At 46.7% G+C, this 13,063-nt stretch carries 10 protein-coding genes; all 10 read left to right on the top strand.

Features of this window, described 5'->3' with window-relative positions:
• Nucleotides 1-300 precede the first annotated feature (300 nt).
• The 10 genes from pcrB to CEG13_RS13875 all read left to right on the top strand — a co-directional run bounded on the left by pcrB (nucleotide 301) and on the right by CEG13_RS13875 (nucleotide 13,000).
• The gene (gene pcrB / locus CEG13_RS13915; protein WP_100012612.1) at nucleotides 301-975 is read left to right on the top strand and encodes a heptaprenylglyceryl phosphate synthase; all 675 of its coding nucleotides are present in this window, start codon (nucleotides 301-303) and stop codon (nucleotides 973-975) included.
• A gap of 21 nt (nucleotides 976-996) precedes the next feature.
• Nucleotides 997-3,219, top strand: coding sequence for a DNA helicase PcrA (gene pcrA, locus CEG13_RS13910; protein ID WP_100012502.1), 2,223 nt, complete (start codon nucleotides 997-999; stop codon nucleotides 3,217-3,219).
• A gap of 12 nt (nucleotides 3,220-3,231) precedes the next feature.
• A complete protein-coding gene (gene ligA, locus CEG13_RS13905) occupies nucleotides 3,232-5,241 on the top strand; it encodes an NAD-dependent DNA ligase LigA (protein ID WP_100012501.1) in 2,010 nt (669 codons plus the stop codon).
• 15 nt (nucleotides 5,242-5,256) lie between these two features.
• Nucleotides 5,257-6,378: a CamS family sex pheromone protein gene (locus CEG13_RS13900; protein ID WP_100012500.1), complete on the top strand. Its 1,122-nt coding sequence runs from the start codon at nucleotides 5,257-5,259 to the stop codon at nucleotides 6,376-6,378.
• A gap of 564 nt (nucleotides 6,379-6,942) precedes the next feature.
• Nucleotides 6,943-8,208: a helix-turn-helix domain-containing protein gene (locus CEG13_RS13895; RefSeq protein ID WP_100012499.1), complete on the top strand. Its 1,266-nt coding sequence runs from the start codon at nucleotides 6,943-6,945 to the stop codon at nucleotides 8,206-8,208.
• Between the two features lie 13 nt (nucleotides 8,209-8,221).
• Nucleotides 8,222-8,365 (top strand): hypothetical protein, encoded by a 144-nt coding sequence (locus CEG13_RS18810; protein ID WP_158234701.1) that lies wholly within the window; start codon nucleotides 8,222-8,224, stop codon nucleotides 8,363-8,365.
• 277 nt (nucleotides 8,366-8,642) lie between these two features.
• Nucleotides 8,643-8,933 carry an Asp-tRNA(Asn)/Glu-tRNA(Gln) amidotransferase subunit GatC gene (gene gatC / locus CEG13_RS13890; RefSeq protein ID WP_100012498.1) on the top strand — a complete coding sequence of 97 codons (291 nt, stop codon included), beginning with the start codon at nucleotides 8,643-8,645 and terminating at the stop codon, nucleotides 8,931-8,933.
• A gap of 12 nt (nucleotides 8,934-8,945) precedes the next feature.
• Nucleotides 8,946-10,412, top strand: coding sequence for an Asp-tRNA(Asn)/Glu-tRNA(Gln) amidotransferase subunit GatA (gene gatA, locus CEG13_RS13885; protein ID WP_100012497.1), 1,467 nt, complete (start codon nucleotides 8,946-8,948; stop codon nucleotides 10,410-10,412).
• Nucleotides 10,412-11,839, top strand: coding sequence for an Asp-tRNA(Asn)/Glu-tRNA(Gln) amidotransferase subunit GatB (gene gatB, locus CEG13_RS13880; RefSeq protein WP_100012496.1), 1,428 nt, complete (start codon nucleotides 10,412-10,414; stop codon nucleotides 11,837-11,839). Before gatA ends, gatB begins: the two co-directional genes overlap by 1 nt.
• Nucleotides 11,840-12,091: 252 nt before the next feature.
• Entirely contained in the window at nucleotides 12,092-13,000 is a 909-nt protein-coding gene (locus CEG13_RS13875; protein ID WP_100012495.1) for a diacylglycerol kinase, read from the top strand.
• Nucleotides 13,001-13,063 lie beyond the last annotated feature (63 nt).

Raw genomic sequence — 13,063 nt, 5'->3', positions numbered from 1 at the left:
GTCGGGGTGTTCAACCGGAGAGCGGGGAACTTCAACCGGAGAGCGCAATCTTCAACCGGAGAGCGAGAACTTCAACCGGAGAGCGCAAACTTCAACTCGAGAGCGAGAACTTCAACCCCAAAACAAAAATTTCAACCCGAAAACGAAAACTTCAGCCCGAGAGCCGCTGGCGCTACAGTGGACATCCCCTCCACCACCTCCCCACAAAAAATCTCACCATATCTCTAAATTCCCGACACATTTTTTGCTATAATAGACAAATGGAACCTAACATTGGGGGATACGACTTTGTATACGAACATGAACGAATGGAAGCACATCTTTAAATTGGATCCGGCGAAGGAGATTTCCGATGAGCATCTCGACCTCCTATGTGAGTCCGGGACAGATGCGGTTATTGTCGGCGGTACGGATGATGTGACGCTGGACGGGGTGCTGGATCTCTTGTCACGGATTCGCCGGCATGCGGTACCATGTCTGCTGGAAGTTTCCAATATGGATTCGATCACGCCTGGTTTTGATGATTATCTGATTCCCATGGTGTTGAATTCCCGGGAGAAAAAATGGATGATGGATATGCAGCATCAGGCGATTAAACAATACATTGATATGATGGAATACAGTCAGATCTTTTTTGAAGGCTATTGTATTTTAAATAAAGACGCAAAAGCATTTACACATACGAACAGCTATTTACCGGATAATGAGGATGTGGTGGCATATGCCTATATGGCAGAGCATGTCTTTCACTTGCCGATTTTCTATATGGAGTACAGCGGGATGTACGGCGATCCGCAGCTTGTGAAAAAAGTGAAAGACCAATTGGGGGAGGCGCTGCTTTTTTACGGCGGCGGCATTGAAAACCCTATTCAGGCGCGGGAAATGAAAGACAATGCCGATGTCATCATTGTCGGCAATAGTATTTATACCAATTTCAACAGTGCAATGAAAACAGTAAAGGCAGTTAAAGATTAACGCAGGGCGGTGTAAATAACCATGAGTCAAACGATCGACGAATTAGTAAAAGGGCTGAATAAGGAGCAGCAAGAGGCAGTCAAGCATACAGAAGGACCACTTTTGATTATGGCCGGTGCGGGCAGCGGCAAGACACGGGTACTGACCCACCGGATTGCCTACCTGCTAGGGGAGAAGGACGTCGCACCAAGGAATATTCTGGCGATCACCTTTACCAACAAGGCAGCACGGGAGATGAAAAATCGGGTGCGACGGCTCGTCGGCCCGGCAAGTGAAATGATGTGGGTTTCCACGTTCCACTCGATGTGTGTGCGGATTCTCCGGCGCGACATTGACCGAATCGGCTATAATCGCAATTTCACGATTCTCGACAGCGGTGATCAGTTGTCCGTCATTAAACAAATACTGAAGGATCACAACATCGACCCGAAGAAATTTGATCCGCGGGCGATGCTAGGGCATATCAGTGCGGCAAAAAATGAACTGATTACCCCGGAAGTATACAGCGAGAAGGTCGGGAACTTTTTTGAAAGACAGGTATCCCAGGTGTACACGGCATATCAGAAGAGGCTGCAGAAAAATCAGTCACTGGACTTTGATGATCTGATTATGCAGACGATTCATCTGTTCAAGCGCGTTCCTGAGGTGCTGGAATACTATCAGCGGCGCTTTCAGTATATCCATGTGGACGAGTACCAGGATACGAACCATGCGCAGTATTTCCTGGTTAAACAGCTGGCGAGCTGCTATCAGAATCTCTGTGTTGTCGGAGACTCCGATCAGTCGATTTATCGCTGGCGCGGCGCGGATATTGCGAATATCCTCTCGTTTGAAAAAGACTATCCGTCTTCACGGACGATTTTTCTTGAGCAAAATTACCGTTCCACCAAGTCGATTCTGGAGGCGGCGAACCATGTGATTGAGCACAACACGGGACGCAAGCCGAAGAATCTCTGGACGGAAAACCCGGATGGCAAGAACATCCATTATTATAAAGGAGCGACCGAACAGGAAGAGGCGCTGTTTATCACGGATAAGATTCAGGAACTTACACGTGAAGAAGATTTCACGCCGAATGATATAGCCATCCTGTACCGGACGAATGCACAGTCTCGGGCGATAGAGGATACATTCATGAAATCCAATCTTCCATATCAGATGGTTGGCGGCACCAAGTTCTATGAGCGGAAGGAAATCAAGGACATGGTTGCCTACTTGAGGCTGATTACCAACCCGGATGATGATATCAGTTTTGAGCGCGTGGTCAATGTGCCGAAACGGGGAATTGGCAAAACCACTGTAGACAGACTCAGAGCCCACGCCCAAACACATGACATTTCCTTTAATGAAGCGGTCAAAGAGGTCGATTTTACCGGCGTATCCAAAAAGGCGGCCAATGCACTGGCAGAGTTCGGTAAGCTGATCCAATCACTTTCCCAGCAGCAGGAATTTTTGACCGCAACCGATATGGTTGAAGCGGTGCTTGCACGGACAGGCTATCAAGAGATGCTGAAGAATGAAGCCACATTGGAATCGCAGAGCAGGCTGGAAAACCTGGAAGAGTTCATGACAGTGACCAAGGATTTTGAAGAGGCAGCGGAGGAAGACAAAACACTGGTGGCTTTTCTGACAGACCTTGCGCTGATCGCTGATATTGACAAGGTAGATGCGGAAGAGCAGGAAAATGAGCCGAAAATTACGCTGATGACCCTGCATGCGGCAAAAGGCCTGGAATTTCCGGTAGTCTTTTTGATCGGCATGGAGGAAAATGTTTTTCCACACAGCCGCTCCATGTTTGAAGAAGATGAAATGGAAGAAGAGCGCAGGCTGGCTTATGTCGGGATAACCCGTGCCGAGCAGGAGCTTTACTTAACCCATGCCCAGATGCGCACATTATACGGGCGGACCAATATGAATCCGGTCAGCCGGTTTATTCATGAGATCCCTGAGCATCTGATCGACGGCATCGAGGAGGAAAAAACATCGATGTTCGGTGGCCGCATCGGCATGTCTCCTGATCGGCCGGCTCCTGTCAAACGGAAAGCAGAACGGATGCAGAAAACGACAGGCGCCGAGAGCGAGACATGGAGTGCCGGAGATAAAGCAGCCCACAAAAAATGGGGCACCGGTACGGTTGTCAAGGTGCAGGGAGAAGGCGAAGCGATGGAGCTCGATATCGCCTTTCCAGCCCCGACCGGCGTTAAACGGGTGCTGGCAAAATTCGCCCCGATCACGAAACAATAGGAGGTGCTTGGCGTGGATCAGCAGCAAGCACAGGAACGAGCAAAAAATTTGCGCGAATTATTGAACCAATACAGTTATGAATATCATGTTCTCGACAAGCCAAGCGTCCCGGATGCCGAATATGATGAGAAACTGCGGGAGCTGCAGGATCTGGAAGGGGAATTTCCTGAGCTGATCACTGAGGACTCTCCAACCCAGCGCGTTGGCGGCGAACCGCTGGAAGGCTTTCAGAAAGTACAGCATAATGTTCCGATGCTCAGTCTCGGCAATGCCTTTAACCACCAGGAATTGCGTGATTTTGCAAGACGGGCAACCGGCGGCACCGATGAGCCGATTGCTTTTGTCTGTGAATTGAAGATCGACGGGCTGGCGGTGTCACTGACCTATGAAAACGGAAAATTTGTTCGCGGTGCAACCCGGGGGGACGGCACAACGGGAGAGGACATTACCAGCAACCTCCGTACCATCCGCTCGATCCCGCTTTCGATCAAGGAAACGGAAAGGCTTGAGATACGCGGCGAAGCGTTTATGCCGCATAAATCATTCCTATCCTTAAATGAAGCGAAAGAGGAAAACGGTGAGGAGCCTTTTGCCAACCCAAGGAATGCTGCGGCGGGTTCTTTGAGGCAATTGAATCCGAAAATTGCCGCAAGCCGAAACCTGGATATCTTTTTATATGGTGTCGGTGAATGGGAAGCGAGCGAGCTGGAGTCGCACAGTGAGCGTCTGGAGCGGATAAAGCAGCTCGGCTTCAAGACGAATCCACAATGGAAAAAATGCGAAACCATCGAAGAAGTGATTGATTATGTGACCCATTGGGAAGCTGAGCGCAACAATCTTTCCTATGAAATTGACGGGATTGTCATCAAAGTCGATAATCTCGATCAGCAAGAGGAGCTTGGCTATACGGCAAAAAGCCCGCGCTGGGCGATTGCTTACAAATTTCCGGCCGAAGAGGTGATCACCACACTTACTGATATCGAACTGAACGTCGGGAGAACCGGAGTTGTTACACCAACGGCGATCCTCGAACCTGTAAGAGTGGCTGGCACCACAGTAAAACGAGCCTCCTTGCACAATGAAGATCTGATCCGGGAGAAGGACATCCGGATTGGCGACACGGTCGTTGTTAAAAAAGCCGGGGATATTATTCCGGAAGTGGTCCGTTCCGTCGCGGACAAGCGCACCGGCAAGGAAGAGGAATACCACATGCCGGATGCTTGCCCTGATTGCGGCAGCGAGCTAGTAAGGCTGGAAGAGGAAGTTGCATTACGATGCATCAATCCGAACTGCCCCGCTCAGCTGAAAGAAGGGTTGATTCACTTTGTCTCACGCAATGCCATGAATATTGATGGTCTTGGCGAAAAAGTAATCATTCAGCTGTTCCAGGAAAACCTGATTCACACCATTGCTGATATTTACCGGCTCAAGCGAGAAGAATTGCTGGAACTTGAACGCATGGGAGAGAAATCTGTCAGCAATCTTCTGGAGGCCATCAACGTTTCCAAAGGGAATTCACTGGAGAAGCTGCTGTTTGGTCTTGGAATTCGATTCATCGGCTCCAAGGCAGCCAAGACGCTTGCCGAGGAGTTTGAAACAATGGAAAATCTGCAAAATGCCGTGGATGAAGACCTGATTGCGATAGACGAAATTGGTGATAAGATGGCTGATTCCATCGTTCAGTATTTTTCCGAGGAAAAGGTTGCCGCTCTATTAGATGAACTGCGCGAGCTTGAGGTGAACATGACCTATCTTGGCCGGAAGCGGAAAACTGCAGAAAACGAAGAAGCCAGTGTATTTGCAGGAAAAACTGTTGTGCTGACCGGCAAAATGGAAAGATATACACGTGATGAAGCGAAGGAACAGATTGAGGCACAGGGCGGTTCGGTGACCGGAAGTGTAAGTAAGAAGACTGATCTGCTAATTGCCGGGGAAGACGCCGGTTCCAAATACGATAAAGCCGAAAAACTTGGAGTGGAAATCTGGGATGAAGAAAAACTGCAGGAAGCGCTGGAAAGGTAAGGAGGGAGGATCCCTGTGAAACGAATAAGCATTTGGCTGATCATTGTCCTTCTGGTACTCACGGGCTGTGCTCCAAATTTGAATATAAATGAAAACGAAGAAGAAGTCCTGCAAAATGAAGAGTCGAACGATACCGAGACATCTATCGTTCCAAGCAACCAGCTCTCTGATGAAACATATCGGATCATCCTGCCTTATGAGGTGAGTGCAGCCAGAGGAGTCATCAGCAACCAGCTGGCCAACCGGGTGGATATTGATGAAATGGAGACAGGCCTGCGTCGCCATTCCAAAGCAGTGTTTGGCCCGAATGATCATTATTTCCAGGAAGGCCAGTATATTACATCAGAAATGGCGCTGAATTGGATTGACGAATTGAATCCGGTAATAGAAGAAGGCGCAAATGAGGATACCTACCGGGAGAACCCGCGCTATCTATCCCATATTCTTGAACAGAATTATGTGGTGCAGCGGGAAGATAACTCGGTCGAACTTGCCGGGATTTCCATCGGCCTGGCCTTAAAATCTGTCTACCGTTTCCAGACAGAAACCGGAGGACCTTACTATTATGAAGACATTCCGCTGGATGAAATGATGCAGCAGGGTAGCCAGATTGCTCAGGAAGTCCTCGATCGTGTCCGCCAGATTGAAGGACTGGAAAATGTGCCGATCCTGTTTGCTCTTTATCGTGAGGAAGAACAGTCCTCCCCAGTACCAGGAAACTTTGTTGCCAAAACAACCATTTCGGCAGACGGCAATTCGATTGAGGAATGGGAAACAGTAAATGAAGAAAATATTCTGTTCCCGTCAGCGGAAGGGCAAGAGAAATACTTTGAAGATCATGAAATTGTGACAAGCTTTGGAAATGAAATCGCCCAGTTTTTCCCTAATTATGTCGGGGTAATTGGTGAAGGTTTCTACGTTGATGAGGAACTGCAGCAGCTGACACTGGAGATACCGATTGAATTTTACGGAAAAGCGGAAGTGATTGGTTTTACCCAGTATGCCGTTGGTCTGGTGCAGGATATGTTTGCCAATTATTATGATCTGGAGATTAAAGTGATGACTGGCGAAAACGTGGAAAGTGTGATCTTTCGCGAGGCTGGAGCGGAAGAACCGTCTGTGCATATTTTTGATTAGAGATATAGTGACATAGCCCGCCGCTGCGGAAATATACTACGCTTTCCGCGGGAAGCTGCCGAGCCCCCTTGTGCTGACGCACTTCGCGGTCTCGCCTAGGCTTTTCTTCCCGCAGGAGTCTCCGTATATTTCCTCCGCTGGGATTGTGCTTTGTAGTTTTTCAAAATTGTTTCCAACCAAATAACAACGTCCCTACACCTATCTCATATAAATAAAGCTGCGTTTGTCGGCTACCATTCATTTGGCGGCTTTGATATGTCTGGCACAGATTCCAAAGCAGGTGGGCCGGATTACCTGATCCATCATATGCAAGGAAAAACAACTTCTAAAATGTTGTAAATTTTTTCTTGACAGGAAAACTCATTGGCCTCTTTTTGACTGATTTCGGTCAAAAAGGGGTCAATTTTCCTCTCCCAGGAAAATCGAGCAGTTTTTAAGCTGTTTTTTAGCCAAAAAAGGCCTATATTTCGTTTGATTTTCCCAATATGAATTCTCTGAAAGTAATGTTATACTGTAAATATACCATTTAAGAAAGCCAATAAGGATATTGGGGTGGGTAAATAGATGGAAATGGGATCCTTTATCAAACTACATCGTCAGAAAAAAGAATTGACACAAGGAGAATTGGCTAAAGGGATCGTCTCCTTATCCTATCTATCGAAAATTGAGAACAAGAAAACAGACGCAAGCCCTGAGATCATGCAAATGCTCTGCACCCGACTGGGCGTTCAAATGAATAATGAACTTGATGCAGACACACAGGAAAAATGCAAGCGCTGGTACGGCATGCTGTTCGCTGTGAATGATAAGGAGGAAATTGTTTCTCTTTACAATGAACTCCAAGAAGTAATGAACCGCAGCCTGAGCGGCGGGCTGGTAATGTTTGAGATTCATAAGATTCGTTATTACTTGGTGCTAGGTGAGTTTAAGGAAGCGCTCAATGTGATTAATGAATTGAATGAAATGGCCCCATCTTTTAATCATGTGGAGCAGTTTTACTGGTTTAAGTATCGGGGGAATTATAACTCGGCAAGTGGTGACTTTAATCAAGCCATGCAATTATATGAACAGGCCGAGGAAAAATTAAATCAAATTGATATTGAAGATAAAGAAATAGGAGATTTGCAATACATTATAGCTGTTACACATAGTAAATTGCGTAATACCTTGGAAGTCATTGATTATGCCAATAAGGCTATGGATGTTTTTCAAAGGGAATATAATTTTAATCGATGTGCTCAGTGCCACATTGTATTAGGGATAGCATACCGAAGAATAAAAATGTACGATAAAGCGATTAAGAATTATAATTTGGCAAAGCACCTAGGCCAATTAAATAAAGATAAACAAGTAATTCAACTAACTAATCTTAATTTAGGATACCTACATTCAGCAATTAACGAGACCAATGAAGCAATAAGTTACTTTCTTGAGGTAGCTGAAGATGAACAAGTTGCCCATAGTGAAAGGTTAGGTGCAATTACTGCGCTTATTAAAGAATATTACGGTATTGATAACTATGAAAAGACAGAGAACATGATTAATAAAGCACACGAAATCCTTGATGTAGCAAAAAAAGATATATATACAGAGCTATTTGATTATGTTATACAAACATACACTTATGCTATTAATGAAGACCACGAGAAGTTTAGGAAGCTAGTAACGGATGACTTTATACCTTACTTAATGGATAACAAGGATTATGCCAATTTGGTCACATACTCAAACATGTTAGCTGAACATTATGAGTCACTTGGTAAGTATAAAGAGTCTGTTAAATACTATAAACTTGCAAACTCAACATTTGATGAGTTGATAAATCTATAAAGGAGGGGAGAAAATGAAAAAAATGATTACCTCTTTAGCATTAGGATCTCTTCTGTTAGTTGGTCTGGCTTTTGCACAAGACAGTCAACCTGCTGATCTATCAATGGAAATGGAACCGACTATTTTCTCAGTTAAACAGCCTACTGTCTACTTCTAATTTTCTTTAGAGGAACAGTGGCTACGCAACACATTTTTACCCTATTACCTATATGATGGATGATTTGCCCGGGATGGCGTGGAACCTGTCCCGGGACTTTTTTGTGATTACGAAAAAATTGCGCACCTAATCCTCAGTAAAACCCGGACGAGCCGCACGTTCCCTTGCCGAATAGTTGCTTATCGCTGGCTGGTTCTGCTATTATCTATAGTGTTACCAAAAGGGAATGAATACGACTTTACATACATCGTGAATAACAAGTTTGGAGGTCAAAACAATGACAGCTATTTCAAAAGAACAGGTCAAGCATGTAGCACATCTGGCGCGGCTGGACGTCAGTGAAGAAGAAGCGGAGATGCTGACCGAGCAGCTCAGTTCGATTATTAACTATGCAGAGCAGTTAAATGAATTGGATACGGACGGTGTGGAGCCAACGACCCATGTGCTCGATCTGAAGAATGTCTTGCGCAAGGACGAGCCAAAAGACTGGATTACCCAGGAAGAAGCACTGAAAAATGCTCCTGATAAGGCGGACGGCCAATTTAAAGTACCATCGATTTTGGAGTAGGGAGGATAAACCATGGCATTATTTGATTACACGATCAAGCAGCTGGAAGAGAAGCTGCAGAATAAAGAAATTACCATAGAGGATTTGGTGAACGAATCCTATAGCCGGATAAAAGAAGTAGACGGCGATGTACAGGCATTCCTGACGCTCGATGAGGAACGTGCACTTAGTCAGGCAAAACAGCTGGACGCTGCCACAGAACAATCCGGAAAATTATTTGGCATCCCAGCTGGCATCAAGGATAATATTGTGACAAAAGGACTGCGTACTACTTGCGCCAGCCGTTTTCTCGATAATTTCCATGATCCCCTCTATGATGCAACCGTTACGGAAAAGCTGAATAACGAAAATGCGGTCGCCATCGGGAAATTGAACATGGACGAATTTGCAATGGGTTCTTCCAACGAAAATTCCGGCTACACACCAACACGCAATCCTTGGAACACGGACTACGTGCCAGGCGGGTCAAGCGGTGGTTCAGCGGCTGCGGTCGCGGCAGGAGAAGTGCTTTTTGCCCTAGGTTCAGATACCGGCGGCTCGATCCGCCAGCCTGCAGCATTTTGCGGTGTGGTCGGACTGAAGCCTACATATGGCCGTGTGTCCCGCTTCGGACTGGTTGCATTTGCTTCATCGCTTGATCAAATTGGCCCGATCACCCGCAATGTGGAAGACAATGCCCGTGTCCTTGAAGTAATTTCCGGACTTGACCCGATGGACTCCACGAGCGCTGATGTGGAAGTGCCGGCCTATACCGAGGAGCTCACAGGGGATGTTAAAGGCCTCAAGATTGCCGTGCCGAAAGAATATCTGGCAGAAGGCGTTGATCCGGAAGTCAAAGAGACGATAATAAGTGCCCTTAAAGTGTATGAATCCTTAGGGGCCACATGGGAAGAAGTATCCCTGCCGCATTCCAAATACGCGGTGGCAACCTATTATCTGCTGTCCTCATCGGAAGCATCGGCCAATCTTGCCCGCTTTGACGGGGTCCGCTATGGCGTGCGCTCAGAAAATGCGGACAACATGATCGACATGTTCAAAAAATCCCGCAGCGAAGGTTTTGGCGAGGAAGTGAAGCGCCGGATCATGCTCGGAACATTCGCCCTGAGCTCCGGCTACTATGATGCCTACTATAAAAAGGCGCAAAAAGTGCGTACCCTGATCAAACAGGATTTTGAAAAAATATTTGCTGAATATGATGTGGTAATCGGTCCGACGACGCCGACCCCGGCCTTCAAAGTCGGAGAGAAAACCGCTGATCCATTAACCATGTATGCCAATGATATTTTAACCATTCCGGTGAATCTCGCAGGTGTTCCGGGAATTTCTGTGCCATGCGGATTTTCCGAGAATGGTCTGCCGATCGGTCTGCAGATTATTGGCAAGCATTTTGCGGAGGGCACGGTTTACCGAGCTGCCCACGCGTTTGAACAAGCAACCGACCATCATACGAAACGACCTCAATTAGGAGGTGCGAGATAATGAACTTTGAAACAATTATTGGACTTGAGGTCCATGTTGAGTTAAAAACAGAATCGAAAATCTTCAGTCCTGCCCGGAACGCCTTTGGTTCAGAACCAAATACCAATGTGAACCCGATTGATCTTGGCTATCCGGGCACACTTCCCGTCTTAAATGAGGAAGCAGTGAACTTCGCAATGCGGGCTGCCATGGCACTGAATTGCGAAATTGCCACAGATACCAAATTTGACCGGAAAAATTATTTCTACCCGGATAACCCGAAAGCCTATCAGATCTCGCAATTTGATCAGCCGATCGGCGAAAATGGCTGGATTGAGATAGAAGTGGGCGGCAAGAAAAAACGCATCGGCATTACCCGGCTGCACCTGGAAGAAGATGCAGGAAAGCTTACTCATGGTGATGACGGCTACTCCTATGTCGATTTCAACCGGCAGGGAACCCCGTTGATCGAAATCGTGTCTGAACCAGATATGCGGTCCCCGGAAGAGGCCTATGCATATTTGGAAAAGCTGAGAAATATTATTCAGTATACCGGTGTCTCTGATGTGAAAATGCAGGAAGGTTCATTGCGCTGTGACGCTAATTTATCGTTAAGACCAATTGGACAGGAAGCGTTTGGTGAAAAAACCGAGCTGAAAAACCTCAACTCCTTTACCTTTGTCCAAAAAGGGCTGGAATTTGAAGAAAAACGTCAGGAGAAGGAGCTGCTTTCCGGCGGAGAAGTTTTACAAGAAACCCGGCGTTATGATGAGAAAACCAAAGAAACGATTCTCATGCGGGTCAAAGAAGGCTCGGATGACTACCGTTATTTCCCGGAACCGGACCTTGTGCCGCTTTACATTGATGAAGCATGGAAGGAACGGGTCAAAAACGAAATCCCTGAGCTGCCAGATGCCCGGAAAAAACGCTATATCGCTGAAATGGGATTATCGGAATATGATGCAGATGTGCTGACAAGCTCCAAGCAGATGGCTGACTTTTTTGAGTCCGCAACAAAAGCGGGGGCCGATATCAAGCAGACGGCCAACTGGCTGATGGGCGAAATTTCCGCCTACATGAACAAGCATCAGAAAGAGCTGGAGGAGTTGCCAATCACCCCGGAAGCACTGGCTAAAATGATCCAGCTGATCGAGGATGGCACGATCTCCTCAAAAATTGCCAAGAAAGTTTCCGCAGAACTGCTGGAAAACGGCGGCGATCCGGAAAAAATCGTCAAAGAAAAAGGTCTGGTGCAGATTTCCGATGAAGGGCAGCTAAGGGAAATCATCAGCGGTGTCCTAAAAGACAATCAGCAATCCGTCACAGATTATAAAAACGGGAAAGGCAAAGCAATGGGCTTTTTGGTCGGACAAGTCATGAAAGCAACCAAAGGGCAAGCCAACCCGCCAATGGTTAACAAGATTTTGAAAGAAGAATTGGAAAAATAAACCAGCGAAAAATTGCACGCTGAACGCTGTCGTTGCATCTCCGGTCTATTAGCGCAAAGTCCTTTTCAAATGTCATAAAAGGGGCTATGATAAGGGTTGGATATATTAATTTATTGTAAAGGACGCTAGGCTGTTAAAGAAGTCATTGCTGCACATGGCCGGCTCGCTGCGGCTATTGTCTATTGCTGTAGAAAAACTTTTTGAACATAGAGAGAGAAAAGCCTTGCATATGGAAATATTGGAGGAATACGTATGAAAAAAGCCCGGATCATTTATAACCCGACATCCGGACGGGAGGCATTCAAGCGCGAACTGCCGACGGTTCTGGAGCGATTTGAAATTGCTGGGTATGAAACCTCCACCCATGCCACCACCTGTGAAGGGGATGCAACGGACGCGGCAAGGACCGCGGTGGAAAGAGGGTATGACCTGGTTGTTGCAGCAGGCGGCGATGGAACAATCAGTGAAGTGATTAATGGCATTGCCGAGCAGGAGCGCCGGCCGAGACTTGGCATTATCCCTGTGGGAACGACCAATGACTTTGCCCGAGCCCTGTATATCCCGAGAGACATCGAACGTGCTGTGGATATTATTCTCGGGGAAAAGTCGATGCTGATGGATATTGGCGAGGTAAACGGCCATTATTTCATGAACATTGCCGGCGGCGGTAAACTGACCGAGCTCACCTATGAGGTGCCAAGTAAATTAAAGACAGTAATCGGCCATCTGGCATATTATGTAAAAGGGGTAGAGATGCTTCCATCCTTAAAGCCGACACGGGCCCGGATTGAGTACGACGGCAAGGTTTTTGAGGATGACATCATGCTGTTTCTGCTGTCCAATACGAATTCGGTCGCAGGTTTCGAGAAGCTCGCACCGGATGCTAAAGTCAATGATGGTTATTTCGATTTATTGATTTTGAAGAAAATGAATCTGGCCGAGTTTATTCGAATCGCTTCATTAGCTCAAAGGGGAGCCCATTTGGAGGATGAAAACATTATCTATGCCCAGGCGAAGGATATCAAAGTAAAAACCGATGAAAAAATGCAGCTGAATATCGACGGCGAATACGGCGGCCTGCTGCCAGGGGAGTTTCACATCCTGCAGCAGCACATCGAATTTATCGTCTCGGACGAGTTTTTGGAGAAGGGGGATTACTGAACGGGTAATCTCTCTTTTTTGTGGAGATTGTGGTAAGATGGGAACCAGAAAACGCTTATCCGG

Origin of the sequence: Lentibacillus sediminis (assembly GCF_002763455.1) — a bacterium.
Classification (GTDB): Bacteria; Bacillota; Bacilli; order Bacillales; family Amphibacillaceae; genus Lentibacillus_D; species Lentibacillus_D sediminis_A.
Note: the sequence above shows the minus strand (reverse complement) of the source record. Positions and strands in the feature narration are given on the sequence as shown.

Excerpts from the sequence above, each read along its gene's own strand:
- pcrB (WP_100012612.1), top strand. The coding sequence starts at position 301 with ATGAACGAATGGAAGCACATCTTTAAATTGGATCCGGCGAAGGAGATT.
- pcrA (WP_100012502.1), top strand. The coding sequence starts at position 997 with ATGAGTCAAACGATCGACGAATTAGTAAAAGGGCTGAATAAGGAGCAG.
- CEG13_RS13895 (WP_100012499.1), top strand. The coding sequence starts at position 6,943 with ATGGAAATGGGATCCTTTATCAAACTACATCGTCAGAAAAAAGAATTG.
- CEG13_RS18810 (WP_158234701.1), top strand. The coding sequence starts at position 8,222 with ATGAAAAAAATGATTACCTCTTTAGCATTAGGATCTCTTCTGTTAGTT.
- gatC (WP_100012498.1), top strand. The coding sequence starts at position 8,643 with ATGACAGCTATTTCAAAAGAACAGGTCAAGCATGTAGCACATCTGGCG.
- gatA (WP_100012497.1), top strand. The coding sequence starts at position 8,946 with ATGGCATTATTTGATTACACGATCAAGCAGCTGGAAGAGAAGCTGCAG.
- gatB (WP_100012496.1), top strand. The coding sequence starts at position 10,412 with ATGAACTTTGAAACAATTATTGGACTTGAGGTCCATGTTGAGTTAAAA.
- CEG13_RS13875 (WP_100012495.1), top strand. The coding sequence starts at position 12,092 with ATGAAAAAAGCCCGGATCATTTATAACCCGACATCCGGACGGGAGGCA.